Below are 26,689 nucleotides of genomic sequence, written 5' to 3' on the forward strand. Positions count from 1 at the left end.
GACCGATTCAACGCAACCCGATCGGGTGAGTCACGAACCACTACCAACCTGACGGCACGTCAGCCAGCTAGACTCCAAAAGGGCCCTGTGACCAGGGGAAATGGAGAAGTGCAGCTGGAGTACTAGGCCCTGTTCGGTGGCGGCCGGGCCGGCTGGGCCGGGTCGGACGTCAATTGCCGAACGGGCCCATCGGGGGCATCGGCGTCGGGGTGTGGTTGGACGGCAGCAGTGAGTCGCGGTCCGGCGCGACTCGGCGATGCGCTTCGGGGTCCTGGTACTTCGCCAACCTGCGGCGCTGCGACATCATGTCCAGCAGCCTGCTGCCCTTCCTGGAAAGCCAGGCCTTCATGGTCCCCCCCGATTCCCGTACAACTGCTCATCCTGTATTCGCAGTGTGCGCCCGGGAAGACGGTGCCAACCGCGTTCTGAGCAGAACTTGAGTTTCGGCCGTCCTATGCCTCGGCGCGGGCTTGGTTGTCGTACCCCCGGGCTAGCTTGTGGCTCATGAACGACGAACTGTTGCGGTCCCTCGACGTTCCGTTGCCGCCGGGGCGGCTGATCAGGGCGGACGAGGGTGGTGGGGTGCCTGTGCTGTGGCTGAGCGACGGGCCGGTGCCGGGCGAGGTGTGGGAGCGGTTGCACGCGGCGCATCCGGGGTCGGGGGTGTGGCCGCTGCTGCTCGATTCGGAGGTCGGCGGGGACGACGCATTCCGGCCGTGGGAGACGGGCGAGTTGTATCCCGGGTACGTGTCCTCCCCCGGGAAGCACGACCCGGGCGTGCTCCTGGCGGAATGGTGGAGCCAGTACACGGCGCCCGATGAGGACGACGACGATCTCTCGGCGGAGGAACGCCTGGCCGTCACCGCTCCTTTCGGCACGGCCTGGCCGGGCCTTGCGCCCCGCCGTGAGCCCGGGGCCGAACCCGGGAAAACTGCCGCCGAGTTCGCGCACGACTTCGCCGCACACCGGCCGCAGGTCCGGCTCGGACTCGTGGCCGCGGGCCGCGGCTCGGATGCCTTGGCCGCCATGGGCTGGTCCGGGCCGGCCAACTACGACAACGACACGGCCAAGTTCGCCGCGGTCGTCCGCGACTGGGAACAACGCTTCGGCGCACGCGTCGTCGCCCTCGACTTCGGCACCCTTCACCTGAGCGTGGCCGCCCCGCCGACCACCAAGGAGGAGGCCCTCCACGTAGCCGCCGAACACTTCGCCTTCTGCCCGGACACCATCTGGCAGGGTGCCGACCCCAACACCCTGGAGGCCTACGCGGAAAGCATCATCGGCGACCACGGCTGGGGATTCTGGTGGGACTGAGGCGACCCGGTCGGTGACCGGTCACCGGCCGTGCCGACGTCGAAGACGTGCCCCTTACGGCGGGAAACCGTGGAGGACGTCGTAGCCGACGAAGGTGAAGATGCGTTCGGCCGGGGGCAAGGGGGGCGGGGAGCCGTGGAAGCGGTGGGCGGCGACGCCGTAGCCGGCGTCGGGGGCGGAGATGAAGAGGCGTTCGAAGGAGCGGGACTCGAACCAGGTGCAGATGGCGGGGAAGCGGTCGGGGGCGCTGCGGCCGCGGGTCCAGATGACGGTGCCGCCGCAGGCGCAGAGGGAGGTGCAGGTGTCGACGGTGCGCTCGATGTCCTCGTCGGTGATGTTGCCGAACAGGCCGCAGACCAGGACGAGGTCGGCGGGGGCCAGGTCGAGGTAGTGGTCGGTGAGGGAGGCGTCGCCAGTGACGATCTCGACGCCGTCCAGCCCGGCCGCTCGGGCCGCTGCCCGGGCGGCCTCGGTGTTGCGCGGGTCGAGTTCGACCAGGCGGGCCCGCACGTCGTCCCGGCGCGGGTGGCCGGCCAGCACCTCGAGCAGGTCGCGCCCCTGGCCCGCGCACAGGCTGAGCACGTTCAGCGGGCCGGGCGGGCTGTCGTCCAGGGCTATCCGGACCTGTTCCTGCACCGCCCGCAGTCGCCGGGCCAGCGACGAGCCGGGTACGTCGTAATGGTCGTGCCACTCGCTCCAGTCCACGGCGGCACCCTACGGCGACCGCGCCCGGCCGGCGACCGGGTTTCCGGGCCCGCCGCGCGCCCAGCCCTGTCAACAGACCTGCCCGTCAGCCCTGCTTCGACTCGACCCGGCCGACCGCATCGGGCCCGGACGTCAGCGCGTCCTGCGCCGCCTGCCACGCGGGGTCCCCGGGGTGGAACTCACCGCGGAGGTACGCCCAGGTGAGCCGCTGGACCGCGGCGACCCGTTCGGGGCTCTCGTCCGTGGTCTCGGCGACGTCGTATCCGGAGACCCCGCCGAGGCCGTGCTCCGCGCCGAAGAGGGTGAGCAGGGACTTGCGGCCAGGGGCGAGGACGTACGGATCGGTGTGCCATCGCGGGCCCAGGACCGTCAGGTGGGTGGAGGCGTCCTTGTCGCCGGCGACCACGAGCGCGGGCGTCGTCATCCGGGAGAAGTCCATGGTCCGGAAGAAGGTGTAGTGCTCGGCCGCGTACGCGCTGAGGGCGTCCCCGCCCCTGCCGGGCGCGGCGAGCAGCACGCCCGCGGTGATCCGGGGCTCGGTCAGGTTCGCTTCCGTGCCGTCGAGCGGATCGGTGAGCCGGGCGCCCAGCAGCATGCTCGCGGTGTGCCCGCCCATCGAGTGCCCGGCCACGGCGACCCGGCTCCGGTCCACCCGCCCCCGCAACTGCGGGACCGCGGCCTCGATCGCGTCGAACCGGTCGAGGATGCGGGACATGTCCTCGGCTCGCGACCGCCAGTACAGCGGCGCCTCGGGATGGCCGGGGTCCAGGCGCAGGGTGCTCGAACTCAGGTGGGTGGGCTGGACGACGACGAAGCCGTGCGCGGCCCAGTAGGTGGCGAGCGGGGCGTAGCCGTTCAGCGAGGACAGGTTGTTCGAGCGCCCGTGGCCGTGCGACAGGAGCACGACCGGCAACTCGCTCCCGGTCAGCGGCGCGGAGACCCGTACGTGCAGGTCCACCGGGCGGCCGGGCACCGGCAGCACCACCGGAGCGACCGACAGCACCGGGGCGGGGTCCACGGAGCCGGCGGGTGAGGTCGCGGTGCCGGCCGCGTACGTCGATTCGCTCATGATGCGGGTTTCCCTTCACTGGCCCGCGCCGCACGGTCCCGTGCGACCCGCGGCGGACGATGCGGGCAGTCCCGCTTCGGCACGACCGAAAGCGGAACACCGTTCCGACACCAAACATACGGAGCGACGTTCCGCTTTGTCAACGGCCGTAAACCCTTCACCCGAGCAGCACCAGCGCCTCCGCCAGGTTGTGCTCGACGATCCCCCGCATGAAGTCCCGGTCCGGAAAGTCCCCGTCGAGCAGCCGCAGCGGGCCGGCGACCAGGGACAACCGCATGGCCGGCTCGTAGAGCGCGAGCCGGCCGGGGTCCAGGCCGGCCCGGGACAGGGCCGGGTACCGGTGCGCGAAGCGCAGCCGCAGGAAGACGTGCTCCCATTCGAGGTCGAAGTACATCAGGCCCTCGATGTCGATGAGGACGGCCCGCCCGTCCGCGTCCACCAGGACGTGGTCCGGCCCGAGTTCGCCGTGGATCAGCCGGTGGTCGGTACGCGGCGCCACCAGGTCCGCGCGTTCCAGCAGCCGCTCGCGCATCCTGTCGTACGCGTCCCCGATCCGCGTCTCCCGCCGCGCCGCCTCGGCGAGGTCGTCCAGCGCCCGGTCCAGCACGATCTGCTCGCACGAGGTGCCGCGGGCGGTTCCGCCCGCGGCCAGCAGATCCACCCGGCCGTAGCGGGACGAGCGGTCCTCCCCCATCACGCCCAGCGTCCGGGCCAGGTCCGCGAGCGCGGCCGCGGCGCGATCGGGCTGGGTCGCGAAGAGCGACTCCAGCGTGCCGCCGGGTACGTCCTCGACGACGGCGGTGTCGGTCCGCCCGTCGGGCCCCCGGCCGGATGCCACGCCCAGCACGCGCGGCACCCGTACCCCGAGGTCCGCCAGGTGCCGCTGCGCCGCCAAGAACGGCGCGAGCCCCGAGGCCGGCGCGAACGGATCCCCGGCATCGCCCGCTTCGGCCCCCGGCCAGTAGTTCTCCTCCCCCGCCCACCGGTACACGACCGCCCCGGCGACCTCGCCGCCGTCCACCCGGACCCGGTACACCCCCTTCTTGCTGCCGCCCCGTAACCGCTCCACCTCTTCGACCCGGCCCCCCACCGCGTCCCGCACCACCACGGACAGGTCCTCGACCTCGGCAAATCTGCGCATCGGGTCAGCGTAGGAGATCGAGGACCTCGACGTGGTCGTCACAGGCCTCGCCGTACTGCTGGGTGGCGACAAGGAACATGGACAGTCTCGCGCGCGCCGACGCATCACGGCGGCGTCAACCAATTCCGTCAACCCGCGGCAGCCACGATCACCGTGACCTCGTAGCGGCGCTGCGCCGGCGAGCACAGCCTTGCCTCGCCGCAAGTGGTGCGGTGCGCGGTGATGTGCGCGGTGCCGGGGCGGGTGGCGGTGAAGCGGGCCTGGGACGTACCGCAGCCGCCGCCGGGTACGCACCTGCCGCCGGGAGTGGCGCCGCCCGGGCCGTCGGGGGCGAGCACGGCGGGGTCGGAGCCGGCCGGGGCGGACCAGTACGTGCTGTGCAGCCGTACGAGCAGGGACGTGCCGACGCGCAGTCGTACGGTCGTACCGGCCGCGTGCTCGTCGAGGACCACGGCACGCGGGGGTGGCGACGACGCGGGCCCGGCGCCCGCAGACCCGGACCCCGACCCGGACCCGGTGGCGGAGCAGGCCACGGCCAGGCAGCAGACCGCAGCGAGCGAGGCCAGCGGGGCGAGGGCGGCGCGGCGGATCATGATGCTCCTGCGGATCGGCGGCGGAACGTACATCGCGGGGGCGGACCGGACGGCCCGCCCCCGCGACGGGAACGCAGTAGAACACGGTGGAGCTCAGGCGACCTCGAGACGACTCGGGGTCACGGGCGAGGTCAGCTCACGTTGACGGCGGTGTCGTCGACGACGAAGGACGTCTGGAGGCTGGAGTCCTCGGCGCCGGTGAACTTCAGGGTGACGGTCTGGCCGGCGAAGGACGCCAGGTTCAGCGACTTCTGGGCGTACCCGGTGTTCTTGTTCAGGTTGGAGTACGTGGCCAGGGTGGTCGAGCCCGCGGTCACGGTCAGCTTGTCGTACGCCGTGGTCGTGGTGGTCTCGGCCGTGTCGATGTGCAGGTAGAAGGTGAAGTTGGCCGTGGTGCAGCCGGCCGGGATCGTCACCGTCTGGGACAGCGTGTCGGTGTGGGTGGTGCCGTAGCCGTTCAGCCACGCCTTCCAGGAGCCGGAGTGCGCGGGCTCACCGGTGCTGTTGTCGATCACGCCGGAGGACGCGGTCCACGGCGAGGCGCTGCCGGTCTCGAAGCCGGGGTTGCCCAGCAGCTGAGCCGGGGTGCAGCCACCGCCGCCCGTGCCCGAGATCGTCCAGGTGAAGGACGCCGAACCCGTGGCGCCCGTCGTGTCCTTGGCCGTGGCGGTGACGCTGAAGGTGCCCGCGGCGGACGGGGTGCCGGAGATCAGGCCGGTGGAGGAGTTGATGGACAGGCCGGTGGGCAGACCGCTGGCGGAGTAGGTCAGGGTCTGGCCGGAGGCGGAGTCCGAGGCCGAGATCTGCAGCGAGGTCGCGGTGCCGACCGTACCCGTCTTGCTGCCCGGGTTCGTCACGGTCACCGTGTTGCCGGTGCCGCCGCCGCCCACGATCGGGTGCGAGATCGCGCACGCGTTGGTGTCGTTGGACCAGCTCGCCTGCTCGGTGAAGGTGCCGGTGCCCATCGAGACGTTGGCGGCGCCGCCGGCCTGGCCGGCCGAGATCCAGGCGCACTCGTCCGAGTTCTCCTGGCCGCTGTAGGAGCTGGAGGTGTGGTTGGTCCAGCCGCCGGCCGGGTTCTGGTCCGACATCTCCTCGTGCCACTCGTGGCCGAGGGTCATGGTCCAGCCGTCAAGGGTTCCCGGGGAGTTGACGAAGCCGACGCCGCAGCCCGCGCCCGAGTCCATGTTGTACGGCTGGTTGCTGAACGCGATGTCGCCGACGCTCGAGGAGACGGCGCCGCCGGTCAGCGTGGAGTCACCGTTCCAGTCGTGCCAGGCGCAGTACTGGTTCTGGTAGCTGTCCGGGTTGGTGCCGTGCGGCGAGAGGATCACGTAGTACGCGTACCGGTTGGAGGCCGCGGTGGTGTTCCCGAAGTGGCTGGCTGCCTTCACCGCCTCGGTGCCGAGCTGGTGGCCGGAGGCCGCGCTGGGCGAGGCGGCCGAGTTGTCGTACCACACGCCGGACAGCACGCCGCCGCTCTGGTACGGGACGAAGTTCGCGTTGCTGGGGCAACTCGTCGCGCCGGAGGCCACGTTGGGGCCGTCGCACCACTGGGTGAGGTCGGCCGACCAGAGCTCGTTGCCGGTGCCGATGCCCTTGAACATCTCCTGCGCCACGGGGGCGGCGTTGTCCGGGTCACCGGAGAAGGTCAGGTCCCCACTGCTGTTGGTGCCCTGGGTGCCCCACTGGGTGCCGTAGAAGACCAGGTACACCTTGGAGTGACCGCTCTGCACCCCGATGCCGTCGACGCCGCCGCCGTACGACAGCGTCTCCGGGCCGGTCGCGGCCGGCTGCGCGGCCTGCCAGCTCTTCATCTTCGCGTTCTGCTGGACGGTGGGCACCGCGCCGTGCCGGTACGGGTGGTTGTACGCGGGGCTGTACGGGTTGGCGACCGCGTGAGTGCTGCTCTGCGGAGCGGCCGGCGCGGCCGACGCCAGGGGTGCGGCGGCGAGCATGGCGCCGGTGGCAAGGGAGGCCGCGGCGAGGCCGGTAAAGGCTACGCGCGTAGCTCTGCCGAGACGGGTTTTGCCCATATTCAGGACGGACCTTTCTGGGGTTGCCCCCGGCACCCACGGACGGGCCGGGCGCCGGCTGCACGGGACAGGACGGAACGCACCACCGGGCCGCGGCCCGGCGCATTTCACCGACCCCCCGGAACGGTCACCCGGGCAGCACGCGGCGCCGACGGTCACGCAGAGCCCGCCCGGAGGTGGGGCACTGACGGGATGTCACCCGTGAAGCGGCGGTGCGACGTGCAGTACCCATGACGAAGGCCGCGTGGTGGGACGCGACCGCCCGCGAGTGCCCTTCCGACGGTCCGGCAGGTGAGGCGTGACGTACTGCCGAACAGAGAAACAGCTTGACGTGATCCGGTCAATCGCCGCCCAGTCGCCTTTCCACAGCCTTTGCACAGCTTGACCATTGGCTGAGCAATCTCTTGACCAGCGGAACATCTTCCATTGACCGCCCATCTACCGAACCGCTCGAACCGGGCTTCAACGGCTGCCGGCACCCCCCGGCGGGATCCTCGACGTCCGGCCATTCCGGCCCGTCCCCGGTGTCCGGCGCCGCACCCTCGTCGTCCTCCTTCGGCGCCGTGACCTCGAAGCGCCTCAGCAACTCGTCGGCCGTATCCCGCATGTCGTTCGCCGCCACGGCTTCAGCCACCCGGCGGGTCAGCAGCGGGATCCGCGCGTCGTCCCGGTCGGGGAACATGGCCCGCAGGAAATCGCCGTAATGGTCGGCAGCCGACTTCTCCGGTCCCTCCTCCGCGGGCTCCGCCGCATCCTCGTCCGGCTCCGGCGCCACGGAGGGCGCGGCCTGCCAGGCGCCCGCCCACCGGTTCACGCCGAGCGGCGGTTGGTCGACGAAATGCCGGAACTGCTCGGGGACATCGGCGTTGTTGGCCGCCGACGAGAGCTGAGCGAGCAGACCGATGTCGCCCACGGTCTTCTCGACGTGGTCCTCGTTCCTCGCCAGCCACCAGACCACGGCGCTGCCCGGGTCCTTCAGCACGTCCTGGCCCAAATATTCACGCCTGCTCTGCTCGTAGGTGCGTTCGTGCTCCCAGACCGCCTTGTCCTTCCGAACGGTGGCGAGCTTGTCCAGGCGCTGCTGATCCGCCTCGGCAAGGGCCAGGACCACGGCCTCGGCCATCACCTGAAGGCTGCCGGTGTCGTCCGGCTGCAGCCTGCCCAGGGCACCGTTGAGTTCGTGCTGCACCAGGGAAGCCCTGGTGGGTTCACGCTGCTCGGTGATCCGCCGGGCGCGATCGAGGACTGCCTCGACGGCCATCCCCGCAGCGTTGACGATCGGCTCGCTGTCCAGCGCGCCGGTGGGAGACCACCGTACGGTCGCGCTGAACCGGAAATCGTAGTCAGGCCAACTGCTGGGCAGCACCACATGTGTGACGCGCTGCTCGAGGCGTTCCACCGGCGCCATCGGCAGGCTGGCCGCCAGGTCCGGCGGCATCGCACCGGGCCGACGCCCCGCCATGACGGCAGCCGTGGCGGGCACGACGGGCAGCAGCACGGCCGACAGCAGCCAGACCCAGACGCCCAGATGCGCGAACAGGACAACGACGGCAATCAGCAGCTCACAGATGACGGTCAGGAAAACTGCCACCGTCCCACGGCCGGAACTCATCACTTCTCTCCCCGGTCCACTGTTCCGCCCGGTCGTTTCACGGGCGGACTCACTCGCCCCGAATGCCCTGGGCTTCGTTGATCTTGCTGTAGAGGTGATCGGCGACCACGGGCGCGGCAGGCGACTGTTCGTCGCGGCGCTGAGCAGCCCACTCACCGACCGTCACATAGAGCCGGCCGAGCAGCAGTCCTGAACCCTGCCCGGCGGCGACCAATACGTCGAGGAACGCGTCGGCGAGTTCCGACTGCGTACGCGTCGCGTCGAACCACCGGTGGGCAAGGCCGCGCCACGTCTCACGCGGACGACTGCCCAGCACCGCGTTCCATCCGGTGACCAGGTCCCGGCGCGCACCCGCCTCGGCGAGCAACGGCCACCCGCCGGCGCCGCTCGCCGTCAGCAGACCGGGCTCGGCCAGTGCGAGGAAAACGGCGAAGTCGGCCGGCCGGGGGCCGCTCCCGAAGACCCGCGCCAGCCGGTTGAGCAGCCGGCGCAGCAGCCGCGGGTCGTCCCGTACCAGGCGCAGGAGGGCGTCGTGGGCAAGCGTGCCGTCCCGTTCGCGCCGGGCCAGGTGGTGCAGTCGGACCATGGCCTGATCGGGATGGCGTACCGCCAGGAGGTTCTCGCACACGGTCACCAGTACGGGCACCAGCCCATCGGTCAGCGCATTTTCGGCGGCCATCTGCCGAAGCCGGTACCGGACTTCGGCACCGTGCCGGTCGTCGTCGAGAGCGACGCCGAATGCCTGCACCGCCGCGGCGGAGCGAGATCGGTGCTGGGGTGATTCGGTCCACCGAACGGCCGCCCTGATCAGCCCCTCGGCACTGTCGCCGCTCAGGCGCTGCTCGGCGAAGCGGGCCACCAGCCGCTGCCGGTCGTCGTCGGACAGCTTGTCCAGGGCTACCGTGCTGCCCACCCATGTGCTCAGCCGGTCCCGCAGGTCGGGAGCGTAACGCCAGAAGTGGCTGCGCACGGCCTCGTCGTAGCCCAGTTCCTCGAAGGTCACCCGCCCGAGAGAATCGGCTCCGGCCTTGATCTGTTCGTACCGCTCGGCGAGATCGGCGCGTTCGAGCAGTGGCCGGTCGCTTTCGCGGTATCCGACGGTGCGCAGCAGGTCCCGGCCGGCCTCGTACATGGCGTCGGACCGCGCTTCGTGCAGCATGGCGACGGTGATCAGCAGCGCCCGCTGTGGGCTCTCGCGCAGCGATGCCACGAGCTTGGTGACGTCGCTGCTCCGGTCCCTCAGCGCGTTGAGGGCCTCCTTCGCCCACTGAGCGAAGGCTCCGTTGCCGCGGTCTCGGGCCCGGGCCATGAGATCGGCCAGGCGCGCGACCTCCCCCATCGGCGGGCGATGGTCGAGGAATCCGATGAGGTCCGACGACGGCTCCAGAGTCTCGGACGGATGCAGGCCGGCCAGCCGAAGACAGCGCTGGAGCACCCGCATCCGGTCGGGATCCCCGATCTCCGCCCGGTATGCGCCCAGGTCCTGGCCCAGCCCGCGCAGGCCGACCTGCGGCAGGACGACCACCAGGTGGGCGTGGCGGTCCTGCACGGTCTTGCGCAGACCCGGGAGTTCGTCGTGCACCTCGGTCCACAGCGGATCCCCGAGCTTGGACACGTCGAGCAGCAGCCGGTCGCCGGTGCCGACCTGTTCGGGGTCCAGCCGGGAGTGTCCTTGCCTGTCGTCCACCAGCAGGTCGTGCACCGTACCCGCGTCGCGCGGCAGTTCGTGCAGCAGCATCCTCCCGGCAGAGGTGCGCCCGCTGCCGACCGAACCGGTGAGCAGCACTGTGTTGTGAGCCGCGAGCAATTGCCGGGCCCGGGCGAATCCCATGGGGTGGACGAACCGCCGCCGCAGCCATTGGAGCTGGTCCTCGGCGACCGCGCGCCGGTCCCGCCGCCGGGTGCCGTCGCCGATCGACTGCACGTAGAAGGTGACGTATTGGTCCCCAGCGCCGGAGTGCATGGCCCCTGGTGCGCCCGTGACGTACGTTCTGTACGAATCGCTCACTGCTCGTCCTCGTCCTCCGGCCGTCGCCGAGGGCCCCCGAAGTGCTGTCCAATGCCGCCGCTGATGTCGCCGGACACGTTGATGGCGCCGTCGCCCGCGGAGTGCTGGGAGTTCCCGGAGTAGTGATTCCCCGAATACCGCTGCGCGTTGATGTCGCCGGTGCCCGTGTGCACGTTCCCGCTGGGGTTCTTGATGACCGTGCCCACGTCACCGGTGAAGTCCCGGCCCTGCGTGCCGGGGCCGTGCACGTCGCCCATCGTGTTGGCCACGCCGGCCTCGTGAGCCGGCCGGCGGGGGGCGGTCCGGTCCGCGGCGCGGAGCGACGGCACGAGCTGAGCGAGTTCGTCACCGATCCGGGTGAAGTCCGCGTTGCCGTTGTGCACATCGAACCGCAGGGACTGGACCTCGGCCAGGTCGGCGAGCTCGGGCGGCAGGTCGTCGGTGCTGAACCGTTGGACGTCGCGGCCGTCCAGAACAGGGATGACCGGAATGCCGCAGGCAAGCGCCTCCACGATCTCCCGGCGCACCCAGTCGTCCTCGTCGTGCAGCTTCCTCGAGCGGGACCAACTGGCGCCGGCCACTGTTAGCACCACCGTGCTACGCCGTACGGCTTCGACTAATCGCTGCGGAAAACGCTCCCCCGGCCGGATCGAGCGGGAAGCGCGGAAGACCTTGTCCTCGCCGAACCGGTGGGCCAGTTCGCGTTCGATGGCGGCGGCGGTCCGGTCGCCGTCACCCGTGCGGTAGTTGATGAAGATCTCGGCCATGAGCGGGTGTTCTCTCCTAGCTGGTCGGTGTGGACAGGGATGCGCCGAATTCCGGCGCGAGTTCGCGCACCGCGCGGTTGCGGGGGTGGCGGGCGAAGACGCGGGCCAGCTGCCGCAGGTCGGCCGCGACGGTCGCGGAGCGGACGGTGGTGACGGCTGCGAGCAGCGGGCGGGTGAGCTCGCAAGCGTGCTCGATCTCCCCTGCCGTGCCGTAGGCGAGCGCGCGGCGGATTCCGTAGCGGACTTGGGTACGCAAGGCGTGGCCCGGTACCTGCGCCATCTGCCGGTCCATCGTCTCGGCGGCGGCCAGCGGACGGCCCAGGTCGTACAGGCACCACCCTGTGATCATCGCCACCGGGTCGGACAGGTTGGTGGTGCCGATCACGGGGGCTCCGGGGTCGGGGACATGCCGGGCGAGCAGGGTCCGGGCCCGGTCCAGGGACCGCATGGCCGCGTCGTGGTCGCCGCCCAGGGCGTGCCCCTGGGCCTCCCGTTGGGCGGCCAGTCCGCGGATCCGTGGGGGCAGGCCGCTGTCCTGGGCACGCCGGGCCAGGGCGACCGTGGCCGGGGCGTCGCCTCGGTAGAGCGTCACCAGGGCGTGCCGGACCAGGGCGTACGCGGCGAAATCGCGGTCTCCCCCAGCGTTCGCCATCGCGGCGGCCTGTTCGGTCCACCACAGCGCGGCCCGGTCGTCACCGGTCTCCTGGATGAGCCAGCCGGCGTACTCCGCATAGCGCGAGGCGAGCCGGAGCAGGGCCTCCCGCACCCGGGGGCCGGCGACGGCGGCTGCCTCCCGCAAGCTGTGGGTCTGGGCCACCAGCAGCGGCAGCACCAGTTCGGTGCCGACCGTCTGCCCCAGCTGCCGGTACTGGTCGAAGAGCGGGCGGGACACCTCCAGCAGCCGCTCTCCTTCGGCGTCCGGCTGGACGCCGCGCCCGCCGATGCCGAGGCCGACCACCGAGGCCGCGCCGACGGCCATCACCTGTCTGCGTCCGGCCGACCGGAACGTGTCCCGGCCGTTCACGGACATCCCCATCACCCACACCTCCTCGTTGCTGTCGGTCACGGTTTCCACCCTCGGCCGGTCCGGCCGGTCCGGCCGATCGGGCACCAGGGCGGTCAGCGCGCCGTCGGCCCGGAGCACCGTGTCGCACAGGGTCGCCAGTTCCCTGCTCGGTGCTTTGAGCCCGCGCTCGACCTTGCTGAGCTGCGCCTTGCTGTAGTGGACGCGCGCCGAGAGACCGGCGAGCGTGAGGCCGGCGGCAAGCCGCCGCCGGCGAAGTTCCGGTCCGAACCCGTAGTGGTGCTCCCCCACCTGAACCTCCGTCACTGCCTGTTCCGGCAGCCGGCTGCCAGGTTGCGGCAGCCCGAGCCGGCCGGACAAGGCGACCGTGCTGTTTCCCGTTTCCACTTCTGAGACCTTCGGGGCACTTGAGGCAATCCGATACGGCACGGCTGTGTCGAGAGTGCCTTTTCGGTACCTGTGGGACCCGGTGGCGACGAGCCGGCCCGTCGCGGGTCGCCCGGGGAGGGGGGAGGCGGTTCGAGGGGTCCGCCCGGGGGGCGGACCGGGAGGGGTGGTCAGTGGCAGTTGTGGGCCGCGCTCGTGGCCGAGGCGATGGTGATGTCGACCGGGGCGGCGGCAGCGGGGGCCGGGAGGACGAGGTGGGCGGCGGTCACGGTCAGGCCCGTGTCCGCGTCCGGGGTCGGGGACTGTTCGTCGAGGGTGAGGCGCAGGCCGTGCGGGAGGCCGAGGGTGGTGTTCGGGCGGGCCGGGACGGGGATCGGGCGGCCCGCGACGGTCAGGGTGAGGGTGGCCGAGCCGTGGGCGGACTCGCATGTGCTGGTCGAGGTCGCGGTGATGCCGGACAGTTCGATCAGCGGCAGGCCGGGCAGGCCGATGCGTACGCTCTGCAGCCGGGCTTCGGCGCGTACGGTGCCCGGGGACAGCGTGGTGACCACCGACGGGCACAGCGCGTCGGCGTGCACCAGCAGGACGCCGGCCGCCGCCGCGCAGGGAGTGGCGGTGCGGGTCGCGGTGGCGGTACGGATCAGGCCGGTGTCCGGGGTCGGCCCGGCGTTCAGCGACAGCAGCGGGAGGCGGACCGCGGCGGTCAGGCCGGTGGCCCGGCCGGTGTAGTACTGCAGGCGCGCGGTGGCCGTGTCGTGCGAGCCCAGGTAGTAGGCGTCGCCGGCGAAGTCCGCGGACACCGGGACGGTCGCGGCATCGGTCAGCGGCTGGCCCACCGACGGGACCGTGCAGGCGGCGGTGCCGTCCGCGTCCGTGGTGGCGGTGCACGCCTGCTCGCTCGCCCCGGCGCCGAGGGCCAGTCGTACGCCGCGGCCCCGGATCGGCCCGCGGCCGACCTCGCCCTCCGTCAGGCGGGCGGCGAGCCGCGCCGGTTCGCCGTTCGCCAGGTGGGTGGTGCCGGTGTACGCGAGGTTGGTCGGCTCCTTGTTGACGGTGAAGGGCACGTCCGCGGACGAGGCCGCGTAGTCCTGGGTGCCGGAGTAGCGCACCCGCAGCGTGGTGCGGCCCGGCCGGTCGCGCGGGGTCAACTGGCAGGCGGCGGCGCCGGAGGTGTCCACCGTCGTGCCGCAGGAGGCGGAGCCGAGCGTGAACTCCACCCGGCCCGCCGGCACCGGGGCGCCGCCGCTGGTCACCCGCGCGGAGGCGACGAAGGGTACGTGGTAGTCCGCGGACCGCGGCCCGGTGTACGCGACGCGGGTCGGCTTCGGCTCGGCCGGCGGCGGGTTGGGCGCGCCGCCGGTGGTGGCCTTCAGCGTGGGCTCGTACACGTACAGCGGCCCGGCGTCCGGCGCGGCCCGTACCTGCTCGGCCGACGCGGGCCGTACGTTCGGGGCGTACGGGCCGGCCGCCCGCGTCCCGTCGCCGGCCACGACCGTACGAACGCCGTCGCTGCCGCCGGACCCGGTCATCCGTACGCCGTCGCTGCCGGCGGCGGCCATCCGTACGCCGTCGCTGCCGGCCGCGGTCATCCGTACGCCGTTGCTGCCCGGCCCCGCGTTCGCCGCCTCGATCTTCTGCTTGCAGTCCGGGTCGAGCGCCCTTTCGCAGTTCCAGGCGAATTCCTGGGCGTACGGCAGCACCATGTCGTACGGGCCGCTGTCCAGGTCGGTGCAGTCCTTGGCCACCCGGTGCCAGTGGTAGACGAGGTGGCGCTTGTGCACCCCGTACACGGCGATCATCTGCTCGCCGGCCGGGACCACGCGGTCGAAGTCGGCGGTCACGGTGACGGTGATCGAGGTGCTGGTCTGCTCGGCCAGGTCCCGGGACGCGGACGCCTTCAGCGCCTCGTAGGAGAACTCCAGGCCCATGTGGTTGGTGGTGGTGGCCGAACTGGTGGTGCCCTGGGCGATCTGCACCGACCACTTCCAGTGGCCGCCCAGGCCCTCCGGGCTGCGGGCGGGCGGCAGCGGCGCGATGTAGTCCCACTCCTCGGGCAGCACCTTGTCGACCACCAGGGTCAACGGCTCGATGGCGCACGGGCCGGAGACATTGGTGACCGTCCAGTGCTGCCGGTCCAGCCCGAGGTACGCGCCGCCGACGGCGCCGGTGTCGTCCGCGCTCAGCGCCCGCTGCGTGGTGGGGTTGAAGATCGCCCGTTCCTGGGTGTTGCGGCGCCATTCCTGGTACGGGTTGCGGCCGGCCGGATCGCAGGGGCGGGTGTAGATGTCGCCGCGGTCGTTCCCGTCCAGGCACAGCCCGGTCTGCACGTCGACCAGGGTGTGGCCGACGCCCTGCCACTGCGCGAAGTGGTCGTCCTGGCCGGGCGCGCAGGGCCGCATGGTGACGTTGCCGTCGTAGTCGCTGGCCAGGCAGTGGTGGAAGGCGTCGTCCGCGAGGGTGGCGGCGGCCTGGTCGTCACCGGCGGCAGCGGGCGCGGCGACCGCCGGCGCGGAGGGTACGGCGGCGAGCGCGCGGGCGGCCGGCGCCGGGGCGGCCCCCGCCGTGCCGAGCCCGACGACGAACACCAGCGCGGCCACGAGTGTCAGCAGCCGGAATCCCCGCTCCCCCGTCCGCACGAGCCGCTCCTTCCGTTCGCGCCCCCGCCGAATTCCCGCACCGGCGGCAGCAGGCAGCGGCCGGCAACACCGGTTTTTCGCGCCTGGCTCACGCCAAAGGGCGCCAATTGGTCTGCCCTCCAAGGAATCAGCGGGCTGACGCCCTGTCAATCGAACCGCGGTGAAGGGTCCCCCGGCCGCATTCATGGTCCGCGCACAGCGTCATCACATTTATTCCGCGGATCCCCGCCTTTCCCCGCGCGGAATGCTCACGGGTGCGTCACACAATTCGCAGGCGTCGCAATTCCGTTCACCGGACCCGCGACCGGCGGCGGGCACAATGCGCCGCGGGCGTAAGGGATGTGTGACGACGGGGTGCGGGCGCGGTCGTACGGGATGACGTACGCCGCGCCGCGCGCACCGGCCCGGACCGCGGGCGGCACAGCGGCGCCAAGGGCTACGGGGAGCGGCACCGGGGCCGCGACAAAAGAACCCGCGCACCGTGCAACCCCCGAGCGCCGAACGGGAGTACCTACGGGTGGACGTCCGTCCGGCAGGCCCCACCCGGGTGTGCCGGACGGCCGGCACACAGGGCCCGGTGTGCCGGCCGGGGGCGCCGCCCGGCAACCGTGCCGGGCGGCGTGAACGCTCTCGGTCAACGCATGACCGCAAGGACCAGTGAAGGAGACGGATCCGTGGCTTCGAGCCGCATGAAGAAGATCACCGTGGCGGGCGCCGCCATCGCCGCGGTCGGGGGGCTGACGTTCGCCGCCTCGGCGAACGCGGCGGGACGCGATGTCCGGGACGGCTCCGCGGGCCCCGCGTCGTCGGTGTCCGCCCCCGTACGCCCCGCCGCCTCGTCGCACGCAGCCGATGCCGCCCGGACGGCGCACAACCTCGCGGCCGCGAAGGCGGCCCGGGCTGCGCAGGCCGCTCGCGCGGCGGCGGCCGGCCGGGCGGAGTCCGACGCGAAGGTCGTCCAGTCGATCGCGCACGGCGTGGTCGACGGCGTCAACTGGTCGGTGACGCTGGAGTACTACCCGACGCTGCCGGCGGACTTCGGCTGGAAGCCGGTCCCGGGCACGGACCAGCCCGAGCCGAAGGCGCTGCTGTGCCAGCGGATGGTGATCGGCGGGGTGCTGATCGATCACCAGGGCGGCCCCTGGGCCGACTGCCAGCCGCTGTCCGGGCCGCACGACCCGCAGGGCAGCGGTGAAGAGGGGTTGTGGGGCTTCCAGGACAAGGGCACGTCCGGCACCCGCCTGTTCGTGTCCAACCCGGAGGCGACGGTGGCCTCGGGCGTGGTGACCCTGACCGACGGCACCCGGCTGGAGGCGCCCGCCGTCTCCGTACGCGGCACCTCGTACCGCGCGTGGGCGGTGGCCATCCCCGACGGGCACACCATCGCCTCCGTCGACCAGTACGACGCCCACCACCACCTGGTCAGCCACGAGACCGAGTGGAGCTGAGCCGGACGGCGCCCGGTTCGTAAATCCTGAGCCGCGGCGCCGCCTGCCGGGCACGACCGCGGGAGCCCTCGCGCACCACCCGCGGCCGTGCCCGGCGCGGCCGCCGCGCCGGCGTACCGCACCGGGCGGCACCCCGCGAACACCCCCCACGTGACGAAGGACGGGACACTCCCGCAGTGCACTCATCTGACCGCCGCGCCGCGGCCGACGGACCGGACCCGGATACGGACGCGGACCAGGACGCGGAGTTCAGCCTGTTCGTGGCCGCCCGCTGGCGTGCGCTGACCCACACCGCGTACCTGCTCACCGGCGACTTCCACGAGGCGGAGGACCTGGTGCAGAGCACGCTGGTGAAGGTCTTCCCCCACTGGCGGCGGGTGCGCCCGGAGACCGCCGAGCAGTACGTGCGGCGGGCGCTGGTGAACACCAACCGCAGCCGGTACCGCAGACGCCGGGTGGTGCACCTGCTGCTCCCGTCGCTGCCCGACACCCCCGCGACGCGCGGTCCGGCGGCCGGCGACGACCGGGACGCCCTGCTGCGGGCACTGGCCGACCTGCCGGAGCGGCAGCGCGCGGTGGTGGTGCTGCGCTACTGGGACGATCTGGCGGCCGAGGAGGTGGCGGCGACGCTCGGCTGCTCGGTGGGCACCGTGAAGAGCCAGGCGTCGCGTGCGCTGGCCAAGCTGCGCGCCCATCCCGCCCTCGCCGACCACCCGCTGCCCAGCGGCCTTGGAGACCCGCGATGAACCTTGACCTGGACCCGGACGACGAGCCGCGGCTGCGGGCCGCACTCGCCCGCGCGGTCGACGGGTATGTGCCCCCGCCCGCACCCGTGGACCGCGTCCTGGCGGCCGGCCGGGCCCGCAAGGCGCGCCGCCGCCGGGCCGCCGTACTGGCCGCGGCCGCCTGCGTCCTCGCCGTCGCCGGCCTGACCGTACCGCTGGCCGGACGCGGTGGCGACGGACCCGCGCGGCCCCTGCCGTCCCCGGCCGTCCCCACGCCCGAGCACGTCCGGCCACCCGCGGAGCGGCCGGTCACCGTGTCGGCCGGCCACGGCGCGCTGGACGGCACGACGTGGTCGGTGACCGTGGAGTACTACCCGCAACTGCCGCCGTCCGCCGCGGCCGACTTCCTGTCCGGCGCGTCCGCCGCGGCCGGGACCTCGCTGATCTGCCGGCGCATGTTCATCGGCCACGTGCAGATCGACCACCAGGCCGGGCTCTGGGCCGGCTGCACCGAGGTCGACGGCGCCCGGGACCCGCGGGACGGCGGCGACGAGGGGCTGTGGGGGCTGCACGACAAGGGCACGTCCGGCACCCGACTGTTCGTGGCCGATCCCGGGCCGGGCATCGCCTCCGGCACGGTCACCCTGGACGACGGCACGGCGCTGACCGGGCAAACCGTCACCGCCCCAGGCACCACCTACCGGTGCTGGGTGGTGGCCATCCCCGACGGGCGCACCATCGTCTCCGTCGACCAGTACGACGCCCGCCACCACCTGGTCAGCCGCGAGACCGAGTGGCGCTGAGCGGTACCTCGACGGCCGGCGATCCGCTGCCCGACCCGTCCGTCCCTTGCGCGCCGCAGCTCCTGCTCGAGGCCGTGGCGGGACCGCCCCCGAGGCCGCCGGCTCCCGGGCGCCGGGCGCCCGGGCTCCGGGCTCACGCTCCGGGCCGGTTGCGCGGTCGGTTGCGCAGCCGGCTTCGGGCGGTTCACCTGCACGGCAGCCGGTCGGCCGCGTACGGCCGGGGCCGCGGCATCGCCTCGGCGCGGCTCTCGTCGGTGACCGGCTCACGGCGGACCGCGACCAGCGCGGCGTCGTCGTTGAGGTTGCCCTGGGTGTGCAGCAGCAGGTCCTCGCTCAGCAGGGCGACCAGCTCGGCCGGGTCGCAGCCGGGGGTGGCGAGGGCGAGGGCGCGCTCGGCCAGCGGGTAGAACCGGCCGGTGGCGTCGCGGGCCTCGGTGACGCCGTCGGTGTAGAGGAGCAGCAGGTCGCCGGGGTGGAAGGGGAAGGCGTTGGCCCGGGCGAGGGGGGCCTGCGGCAGGCACACGCCGATCGGCGGCGCGGGCTGCCGCGGGGACAGGACGCTGACCCGGCCGTCGTGCAGCCGCAGCGGCGCGGGGTGGCCGCTGTTGAGGACCTGGACCAGCGGCGCGTCGTCCGCCACGTCGAGCAGCGCGGCGGTGATGAAGCACTCCTCGGCGTCCGGCCCCTTGCGGCCGGGCTGGGACAGCCCCCAGCAGACCGCGGCCTCCAGGTCGGCGTGCAGCGCGGGCAGCGGCAGTTGCCGGTGGGCGGCGCTGCGGAAGGCGCCGAGCAGCAGGTCGGCGTCGTCCACCGCCGTCAGTCCTTTGCCGCGGACGTCACCGATGAGCAGCCTCGTCCCGGTGTGGCTGCGCTCGGCCGCGTACAGGTCCCCGCCGATGCGGGCCTGGTCGGCAGCCGCCTGGTACGACACCGCGATCCGCAGCGGGCCGATCCGGTCCGGCAGCGGCTGGAGCACCACCTGCTGGGCCGCCTCCGCGACGGACCGCACCTGTCTGAGCTCCGCGCTGTGCCGCTCGCGCACCCGGCAGAGAAGCACGATGAACGCCGAGATCACCACCAGCGACACGAGCTGACTGATGTGGTTGCCCGTGCTGATGCTGTTGCGCACCAGGGCGATGGTCAGCAGGCCCCCGGTGGCCAGCGCGCCGATGGCGGCGGTGAGCCGCGAGCCGCCGAAGGACGCGGTCAGGGCAGGGGCCACCACCAGCAGCGGACCCAGGTGGATCTGCTGCGGCGAGGCGATGTCGGCCGCCGTGATGATCACGATGAGAGCGAGCGGTATCAGCACCAGGCCCCGGTTCGACTGCCAGGACCACGCGGTGTCCGCCTGCGGCCGGGACTGCCCGGTCAGCCGGCGCACCCGTCGCACCCGTCGTCCCTGTCGTGCCCGTCCGTACCCGTACCCGTCTCCGTGTCCGTGCGTGCCGTGCGGCGCTGAGCGCCGTGGTCCGCTTTCCATTGTGCGACTCTTGTCCCGTTTCGCACACGCCGGGCAGGGGAATTGTCGCGGTTCAGTGCAGACAGATGTGCAGCAGGCACAGGTGCGGCTGGGTGGCGCTCGGCGTCGGGGAGCCCGCGGGCGGCGCGGCGGTGGTGGTGGTGGTCGCGGTCGGCGTTGGGGCGGGGGAAGCGGGCCGGGCCGAGGTGGTCGCGGTGGTGGGGCCGTCGACGACGGTGCCGTGCGCGGTGCGCCAGGTCGTCGCCGGGGTGCGCGGAGTGACGGCCGGCGGCGGGAGGTAGGGGCCGCCGGGGGCCGGGGACAGGCGGCCGGCTCCGCCGGGGGCCGGGGACGGAGCGTAGGGGGTGACGGGGAACGGGCTCGCATGCGTGGGCGCGGCGGCGGGAGGAGCGGTGGCGGCGCCCGAGGACGTGGGGTCGTCCGGCGCCGACGCCGTACGGGGCGCCTTGGCCGATCCGGCGGACATCGCGCCCACGGTGATCCCGCCGCCGAGCAGTGCGAGCGCGGTCGCCGCCGCGGCCCGGCGCCGCCCGCGCGTCCACCGCGCGACCTGGAGCCGCCGGCCGGCGCGACCGGTGTGGAGCTCCGGCAGCTCCGACAGCTCGGCCTCGTCCGCGGCGCCGTCATACCCGTCGTCCGAACTGTCCGGGCCGTCCGGCCCATCCGGGTCCGCGGCCCGCGCCGGCCGCTCCTCGCCGTCGGCCCGGTCCGAGGCGGTCCGCGCCTCGGTGACGGGTTCGGCCTCGGACTTGGTGGCGGCGTTCCGTTCCACCACCGCAACGGGTCCGAGCCCGACCGCAGCGGCCGGCGCCTCCCCCGTACCGTCCGCTCCCGCGCTCGACCGGCGGGCCCGCGAGCCGGCGCGGTGCGGGTCTATGTCCGGGGCGTAGGCGCCGCAGTCGGGGCACACCAGCGCACCGTTGAGGATGCGGCGGCATGAGGAGCAGTGGTCCATTCGCGGTCTTTCTGTGCCGACGGCGCCGCCCCCGGGGCGGCCGCGTACTCACGTTCGCCCGCGACCGGGCAGCCCGAAACGCTAACAGTCACCTCTGGAGAGATTGCGCGGCACTTGTGGTGCTCTTGCAAAGATCGGGAGGCACAGGCCAATTCGGCCTGGTCAGCGGGGAGTTACGGGGCCGGGCGCGGCCCGGTCGCCGATGTGCGGGGGCGGCGGCAAGTCGGGCGGAAGGAGCGGGTCGGGCTGTGGGGCGCCCCAGGAGGTGTGCAGGGGCAGCACGCCGGCCCACAGGCCGAGCGCGGCGTCCGGGCCGTCGCCGTCGTCGGGCGGGCCGGTGCGGATCTTGACGGAGGCCTCGTCGAGGGCGAGGGCCAGCAGCGAGGTGGCGGCGAGTTCCTTGCGGCTGGGCCGCCGGGCGTAGTCCCACTGGCCGGGCGCGGCCTGTTCGGTGAGGCAGCGCAGGCCGGCGAGCTTCTCCTCCGGGTCGGTCACCGTACGCGGCACTCCGTAGACCATCGCACTGCGGTAGTTGACGCTGTGTTCGAAGACGGAGCGGGCCAGCACCAGGCCGTCCACATGCGTCACGGTCACGCAGACCGTGGCGCCCGGCGACTCCGCCAGGCTGCGGGCGGCCACCGATCCGTGCAGGTAGAGGGTGTCGCCATCGGTGCCGTAGAGGGTGGGCAGCACGCGGGGGGCGCCGTCCACCACCACGCCGAGGTGGCACACGAAGCCCGCGGCGAGCACCGCGTCGAGGTCGGCCCGGTCGCGGCCGGCCCGTTCCCGCATCCGGTGCAGCTGCGTCCGCGGGGTCCGCGGCAGGGGGCGGGAGGGCGGGTCACCGGTCATGACGCCTCATCGTAGAAGCCGCCCGGCAAAAGACAATGGCGCGTTCGCGGCGGCGGAGGGGAGGCGCCGGGTAATCGGAAGGAAAAACGACGGTACACGGCGGCCCGGTACAGCGTACCGTCAGTAGCGGATTTCGGCGGGTAATCGACGGTATCCGACCGGTGCCGGGGGGCATCCGGCAGGCAAGGGGCAGGAAGCAGGACGGGGGCCGCCTCGGTGGTCCCGGGGCCGAAAGAGGATATGTGAGCACATTCAACAAGGGAATCGGCCGGGTGCAGGTCCAGCTCAGGTGGGACCCGAGCGCCAAGGGTCAGGTGGATCACGACCTGGACCTGGTGGCCGCTACCTATTTCGCTGCGGATCCGACGGGGGAACCGGCGTACCTGGTGCACTTCGACAGCAGGTCGCCGGACGGCACGATCTTTCTCGACCACGACAACAGGACCGGCAAGGGGCTGGGCGCCGACGAGATCATGACGCTGGAGCCGGGCCGGCTCAGCACGGAGTACGGGCGGGTCGTGGTGGGGGTGGCCATTCAGCAGCGGGCCGCGCACATCACGTTCGCCGACGTGGCGAATCCCGGGGCGAAGGTCATCGAGGGGTACACACAACTGACCGACGTGGACTTCACGGAGGTGGCCGACGCCACGGCCGCGACCGTCGGGGAGTTCATCCGCAACCGGTCCGGGGACTGGGAGTTCCGGCGGCTGGTACGCGGGTTCGACACGGACCCGCAGTCGTTCGCGCGGACGATGGGCAGCCGGCCGGGGGCCTGACGGCAGCCCACAGGACCGGCGCCCGGCGGCGGTCCTCCCGCTCGTGGTGAACGGCGTCAATGCCGGGGGTACGGGGGTGGGGTGGTCATGATGCGTTTATGATCACTCTCACCTATTCCGCGGCGTTCATCACCTTCTTCTCGGTGATCGGGCCGCCCAAGGTGTTGCTGGCCTTTGCGGCAATCGCCAGGCATCACGAGCAGCGGCAGCTTCAGGCCATTGCGGTGGTGTCGTCGGGTGTGGCCGTGGTGGTGGGAGTGGTGGCCGGGATCACGGCGCCGTGGCTGCTGGAGTTGTTCCATATTTCAACGGCGGCGCTGGCGCTGGCCGGTGGGGTGATCTTCTTTCTTTATGCCGTGGGATTGGTGCTGGGCATTCACGTCGGGGTGAGCGGCGAGGAGGGGGAGCCGCCGGATCTGTCCAGCGGCGTACGGGAACTGCTGATGCCGTACGTCGTCAGCCCGCTGGCGCTGACGGCCGTGCTGATCGAGGCGGCCGAACGGAACGCGTGGAGCTGGCGGTCGACCGTGGTGGGGGCGTACGTGTCGGTGATCGCGGTGGATCTGGTGTGCGTGCTGCTGCTCGGGACGCTGCTGCGGCGTACGCATCACACGCTCATCGAATTGCTCGCCCGGCTGATCGGGCTGCTGCTCGCGGCGGTCGGTGTGGAGCTCGTGCTGGGCGGGCTGTTCGAACTGGGGGTGCGCTCGCTGGGCAAGCGCGGCTGAGGCCGCGCCGGGCGCCGAAGCGGACGGCCCGCCGGGGTTCCGGCGGGCCGTCCTGGTGTTTGTTCGTCAGGTGCGGGTCAGTCGGTGTCGGAGCCGGGGATGGCGGCGCCGGGCACCTGGTTCGGGGCGTAGATCTTGGTGTCGCCGGGGTAGGGCTTGGTCCAGCCGGTCGCCTCGTACCAGCTGAAGCGGTTCATCTGCTCCGGCGGCGCGGTGTCGACCTTGGCGTTGTTCCCGACGAACGGCTGCGACGCCTTCCAGGTCTGCCACTGCGCGGCCACGTTCTGCTCCGCGGAGGGGACCGCGGCCGTGGTCGGCGCGGGTGCCGCGGTCGGGCTCTGCGCCGCCGGGGTGTCGGCGCCGCACGACGGCGGGGTGGACAGGCCCAGGGTCAGCGACGTGCGGTTGGGCACCACGTTGAACGGCGTGTAGTCGGGCGTGTCGGTGAACGCCCCGCTCATCGGGCTGGCCGCGGCGTCCACCTGGTTGAGCGGGTGGATGCCGAGGATCTGCTCGATGGTGCGCATCATGGTGGCCTGGGAGTAGTAGTGGCTGTCCACGGTCCCGTGCTGGGCCCAGGGGCTGATGACCTGGATCGGGGCCCGGTGCCCGTCGACGTGGTCGACGCCGGCCTGGGCGTCGTCCTCGACGACGAAGATCGCCGACTGCTTCCAGTACTTGCTGTGCGAGATGGTGTCGACCAGCTTGCCGAGGGCCAGGTCGTTGTCCGCGACCTGGGCGGGCCCGGTGACAGGGCCGCCGGTGTGGTTGTCGGGCAGCCACATCATGTTCAGGTTCGCAGGGCCGTTCTTCTCGAAGTCCTGCTTCCAGATCTGGTACCGGTAGTTGTCCGGGATGGCCAGGTCGCCGCCGGGGAAGTCGTGCACCGAGATGGCGTCGAGCGAGGGGATGTCCACGTTCGAGTACATCGGGTACGCGGTGGTCGCCGTGGGGTCGGCCGCCATGTTCTTGCTGTCGCAGTACAGGTTCTGCCAGGACGCCGCGGCCGGCTTGTTGTTGGACTGCATCTGGTACTCGCCGAAGTCCCGCGCCGTCTTGCCGGCCGCCTCGGCACCGGTCCAGATGAACCCGGACGCCTGGTGGCCCAGGACGTCGTTGTAGCTGTCGTAGCTGCGCTGGTACTCGCCGGCGGTGGACTCGGTGTACTCCGGGTCGTCGGCCTGCATCAGCCAGCTGTGCCCCTCGGCCGAGTTCGTCGCCGGGTCGTAGAAGTTGTCGTACAGCCCGAACTGCGTGGCCAGCGCGTGCTGGTTCGGCGTCACGTTCGCGCCGTAGTCGGTCAGCGACGGGTCCCCGTTGCCCTGCGGCATGTCGCCGTAGACCTGGTCGTAGGTCCGGTTCTCCTTGACGACCAGGTACACGTACTTGATCGTCGACGGGTCACCGATCTTCACCGGGACCGGCACCGGCGCCACGTCGGGGTTGCCGTTGCTCTGCTTGACCGAGTTGCCGATCCAGCCGTTCTGGGCGAACACCTTGGCGGTGTAACCCTTGATGGCACTGTCGCTGGGCAGGGCGAACCGCGTCAGGCTCGAGGTCGTGTCGTGGCTGTTGTGCCTGCTGGTGTTGCGCAGGGCGTCGATGCCGCGGGTGTTGGAGACCACCACGTCGTCGCCGGAAGTGGCGATCTCCGCGGGGTAGTAGTCGGTCGGGAGCAGGCCGACGTAGGCGACCGGCTCACGCGCGGACGTGTACTTGTAGACGGCCACGGCGTTGGCCCGGCCGAGCGTCACCAGCAGGTGGCCGTCGTCGGTGAGCGTCACCGCGTTCGGGTCGTAACCGACCGAGGCGTCCGGCCACGGCTGCGTCGCGATGGTCTGCACGACCTTGTCGCTGGCGCTGTCGATGACGGACACCGTGTTGCCGTTCGTGTTGGTGACGAACACCGCGCCGTTCTTCGCGTACACCGCGGTCGGGTGCAGGCCGACGTCAATGCTCGCCGCGGCGGCGGTCGGGTTCGCCAGGTCGATCACGCTGACCGTGCCGGTGGTGCTGCCCGCGTTCGGATCGGCCGGCACCGCGGTGCCGTAGGAGTTCTGCGTGGCCTCGGCCGGGGCGGTCGAGTCGCTGATGTCCCAGTCGCTGAGCTGGAGGAGCGGGTCGCCGTAGTTCGCGGTGACGTTCAGCCGGTAGTAGCTGTACGCGGTGGTGTTGCTGAAGGTGTAGCTCTTGGTGATGTACCGCGAGTCGAAACGCTGCCCCGTGCGCTTGTCCAGATCGGTCCAGGTGCTGCCGTCGTTCGACCCCTGCAGGGTGAAGTCCTTGGGGTCGCGGCCCGGCGAGTCGTTGGCGGAGGTGAGCGAGTACTGCACCACCGCCTCGGGCTTGGCCAGTTGGTAGGTCGCCCAGCCGGTCGGGCTGTGGGCCAGCCACTTGGTCGACGGGTCGTGGTCCTTGAGGTTCACGGCGATCTCGTTGGGCGGGTTCTGATCGCTCGCGGTGACCGTGTTGACCTGGTCGAGCAGGCTGCCGGGCATGGGCTTGGCCGGGCGGCCGCCCTCGTTGCTGACGTAGAGCTTGGACCCGACCTGGACCATGCCCCGCGGGGCGGTGCCCACGGCCCAGCTCTGTCCGACGGCCCCGGTGGCCGTGTCGATGGCCACCACGCGGTTCTGGCCGTTGACGGCGGCGTACGCGGTCCTGCCGTCGGCCGAGAACACCGGCGCGGCCGACAGCGCGTGCTTCGAGCCCTGCGCGGGAATGCTGATGTTCGTCGGGTTCGCGAGGCTGCCGTCCGCGTTCACGGTGAACTTGGTGTAGCCATCGGTCCGGCCCAGCCACAGCTGCGAGCCGTCGGGCGAATACGTCGGGCCTTCCTGACCCACGTCGCCGCCGTTGATCCGCAGATCCGACTGCGCGTTGCCGCCGACGTACTGCTGGACCTTGTAGGTCTTCAGGTCCACGATGGCGAGCACCTGCCCGCCGTCGGTGAGCGAGGCCGCGAGGTGCGTGCCGTCCGGGCTCACCGAGGACGACATGATCTTGCCGTTCGGGATGACCAGACGCTGGCCGATCGGCTTGATGTACTGGTCGCTGGAGACCATCAGGCCCTGGTCGGTGGTCTGGCCGACCTGCGTGAAACCGAACTGATTTGTCTGAGCGAACGCGACACCCGTACCCGTGGCCGCGGCGGCAACAACTGCCACCGCCACCACCGACTTGCGGCCCATGACTCTGACGGGAGGGCCGCTGCGGACCTTCTCCCGTCTTTGACGTACTACCTGCATGTAGGTTCCCTTCAAGCTCTGTTCGGAGCAGTTCGACCACGCCGTCGAACCACCAGGCCGTGGTCCCCGTCCAGCGCCGGGTCGACCCGAATACCGCCAGTCCCGCACAGGCCACGTGTGAGGAAAACCTATGGATGCGATGTGAAGCCGCCTGGGCAGGCAGGCAAACATCAATGGAAGGTGCAACGGCTTGCGCCGCACTCCACGGGCGCCCCTTTTGCGCTGAATTCAGGGAATCCGCCCGAGACTTGAGGGTGTGTCCTACACCGATCGCGGCCATGGACAGGACGAAGTCGTTCTGCGGAGCATTGCGGACGCTTTCCGCGAGGAGGACACCCGCCGCCTTGCGGATACCTCATGCAATCGGCCCACCGCCCCAAAG

At 72.0% G+C, this 26,689-nt stretch carries 21 protein-coding genes; 6 read left to right on the top strand and 15 right to left on the bottom strand.

Annotated features, from left to right (window positions below):
- Positions 1–169: 169 nt before the first annotated feature.
- The gene (locus ITX44_RS38570) at positions 170–349 is read right to left on the bottom strand and encodes a hypothetical protein (RefSeq protein WP_205364286.1); all 180 of its coding nucleotides are present in this window, start codon (positions 347–349) and stop codon (positions 170–172) included.
- 155 nt (positions 350–504) lie between these two features.
- On the opposite strand from ITX44_RS38570, the gene ITX44_RS38575 reads away from it, so the two are divergent.
- Complete coding sequence (locus tag ITX44_RS38575) at positions 505–1,314, top strand: DUF4253 domain-containing protein (RefSeq protein WP_205364288.1); 810 nt, start codon at positions 505–507, stop codon at positions 1,312–1,314.
- A gap of 54 nt (positions 1,315–1,368) precedes the next feature.
- Here ITX44_RS38575 and ITX44_RS38580 read toward each other — a convergent pair whose 3' ends face one another.
- The 10 genes from ITX44_RS38580 to ITX44_RS42900 form a co-directional block, all read right to left on the bottom strand.
- Positions 1,369–2,019 carry a methyltransferase domain-containing protein gene (locus ITX44_RS38580; protein ID WP_205364290.1) on the bottom strand — a complete coding sequence of 217 codons (651 nt, stop codon included), beginning with the start codon at positions 2,017–2,019 and terminating at the stop codon, positions 1,369–1,371.
- Positions 2,020–2,104: 85 nt separating this feature from the next.
- On the bottom strand, positions 2,105–3,088 hold the full coding sequence (locus ITX44_RS38585) for an alpha/beta hydrolase family protein (protein ID WP_205364292.1): 984 nt from the start codon (positions 3,086–3,088) through the stop codon (positions 2,105–2,107).
- A gap of 157 nt (positions 3,089–3,245) precedes the next feature.
- The gene (locus ITX44_RS38590) at positions 3,246–4,229 is read right to left on the bottom strand and encodes a phosphotransferase (RefSeq protein ID WP_205364294.1); all 984 of its coding nucleotides are present in this window, start codon (positions 4,227–4,229) and stop codon (positions 3,246–3,248) included.
- Positions 4,230–4,357: 128 nt separating this feature from the next.
- Complete coding sequence (locus ITX44_RS38595; protein WP_205364297.1) at positions 4,358–4,822, bottom strand: hypothetical protein; 465 nt, start codon at positions 4,820–4,822, stop codon at positions 4,358–4,360.
- A gap of 131 nt (positions 4,823–4,953) precedes the next feature.
- Positions 4,954–6,858, bottom strand: coding sequence for a putative Ig domain-containing protein (locus ITX44_RS38600; protein WP_205364298.1), 1,905 nt, complete (start codon positions 6,856–6,858; stop codon positions 4,954–4,956).
- Between the two features lie 340 nt (positions 6,859–7,198).
- On the bottom strand, positions 7,199–8,449 hold the full coding sequence (locus ITX44_RS38605) for a hypothetical protein (protein ID WP_205364300.1): 1,251 nt from the start codon (positions 8,447–8,449) through the stop codon (positions 7,199–7,201).
- Positions 8,450–8,519: 70 nt separating this feature from the next.
- Complete coding sequence (locus ITX44_RS38610; protein ID WP_205364302.1) at positions 8,520–10,433, bottom strand: hypothetical protein; 1,914 nt, start codon at positions 10,431–10,433, stop codon at positions 8,520–8,522.
- Between the two features lie 41 nt (positions 10,434–10,474).
- Positions 10,475–11,245: a toll/interleukin-1 receptor domain-containing protein gene (locus tag ITX44_RS38615; RefSeq protein WP_205364304.1), complete on the bottom strand. Its 771-nt coding sequence runs from the start codon at positions 11,243–11,245 to the stop codon at positions 10,475–10,477.
- A 16-nt stretch (positions 11,246–11,261) separates the two neighbouring features.
- Entirely contained in the window at positions 11,262–12,575 is a 1,314-nt protein-coding gene (locus ITX44_RS38620) for an NsdA family TPR-like regulatory protein (RefSeq protein ID WP_307795684.1), read from the bottom strand.
- Between the two features lie 251 nt (positions 12,576–12,826).
- Positions 12,827–15,292, bottom strand: coding sequence for a choice-of-anchor P family protein (locus ITX44_RS42900; RefSeq protein WP_307795685.1), 2,466 nt, complete (start codon positions 15,290–15,292; stop codon positions 12,827–12,829).
- Positions 15,293–15,966: 674 nt separating this feature from the next.
- On the opposite strand from ITX44_RS42900, the gene ITX44_RS38625 reads away from it, so the two are divergent.
- The 3 genes from ITX44_RS38625 (at position 15,967) to ITX44_RS38635 (ending at position 18,268) form a co-directional block, all read left to right on the top strand.
- Positions 15,967–16,740 carry a hypothetical protein gene (locus ITX44_RS38625; RefSeq protein ID WP_205364309.1) on the top strand — a complete coding sequence of 258 codons (774 nt, stop codon included), beginning with the start codon at positions 15,967–15,969 and terminating at the stop codon, positions 16,738–16,740.
- Between the two features lie 176 nt (positions 16,741–16,916).
- Entirely contained in the window at positions 16,917–17,486 is a 570-nt protein-coding gene (locus tag ITX44_RS38630; protein ID WP_205364311.1) for a SigE family RNA polymerase sigma factor, read from the top strand.
- Positions 17,483–18,268, top strand: coding sequence for a hypothetical protein (locus tag ITX44_RS38635; protein ID WP_205364313.1), 786 nt, complete (start codon positions 17,483–17,485; stop codon positions 18,266–18,268). The genes ITX44_RS38630 and ITX44_RS38635 overlap by 4 nt, the downstream gene beginning before the upstream one ends.
- 184 nt (positions 18,269–18,452) lie before the next feature.
- On the opposite strand, the gene ITX44_RS38640 is transcribed toward ITX44_RS38635, so the two are convergent.
- The 3 genes from ITX44_RS38640 to ITX44_RS38650 form a co-directional block, all read right to left on the bottom strand.
- Positions 18,453–19,658 carry a PP2C family protein-serine/threonine phosphatase gene (locus ITX44_RS38640; protein WP_307795686.1) on the bottom strand — a complete coding sequence of 402 codons (1,206 nt, stop codon included), beginning with the start codon at positions 19,656–19,658 and terminating at the stop codon, positions 18,453–18,455.
- 142 nt (positions 19,659–19,800) lie between these two features.
- Positions 19,801–20,703: an SCO2400 family protein gene (locus tag ITX44_RS38645; RefSeq protein WP_205364317.1), complete on the bottom strand. Its 903-nt coding sequence runs from the start codon at positions 20,701–20,703 to the stop codon at positions 19,801–19,803.
- A 162-nt stretch (positions 20,704–20,865) separates the two neighbouring features.
- Entirely contained in the window at positions 20,866–21,555 is a 690-nt protein-coding gene (locus ITX44_RS38650) for a pyridoxamine 5'-phosphate oxidase family protein (protein ID WP_205364319.1), read from the bottom strand.
- Positions 21,556–21,797: 242 nt separating this feature from the next.
- On the opposite strand from ITX44_RS38650, the gene ITX44_RS38655 reads away from it, so the two are divergent.
- The gene (locus ITX44_RS38655) at positions 21,798–22,331 is read left to right on the top strand and encodes a TerD family protein (RefSeq protein WP_205364322.1); all 534 of its coding nucleotides are present in this window, start codon (positions 21,798–21,800) and stop codon (positions 22,329–22,331) included.
- 98 nt (positions 22,332–22,429) lie between these two features.
- Positions 22,430–23,059, top strand: a complete 630-nt coding sequence (locus ITX44_RS38660; protein WP_205364324.1) for a MarC family protein — start codon at positions 22,430–22,432, stop codon at positions 23,057–23,059.
- Between the two features lie 77 nt (positions 23,060–23,136).
- Here the strand turns inward: ITX44_RS38660 and ITX44_RS38665 are convergent, their stop codons facing one another.
- On the bottom strand, positions 23,137–26,250 hold the full coding sequence (locus ITX44_RS38665) for an alkaline phosphatase family protein (RefSeq protein ID WP_205364326.1): 3,114 nt from the start codon (positions 26,248–26,250) through the stop codon (positions 23,137–23,139).
- Positions 26,251–26,689: the final 439 nt, after the last annotated feature.

The organism is Actinacidiphila acididurans (assembly GCF_016918855.1).
In the GTDB taxonomy this organism is placed as follows: domain Bacteria; phylum Actinomycetota; class Actinomycetes; order Streptomycetales; family Streptomycetaceae; genus Actinacidiphila; species Actinacidiphila acididurans.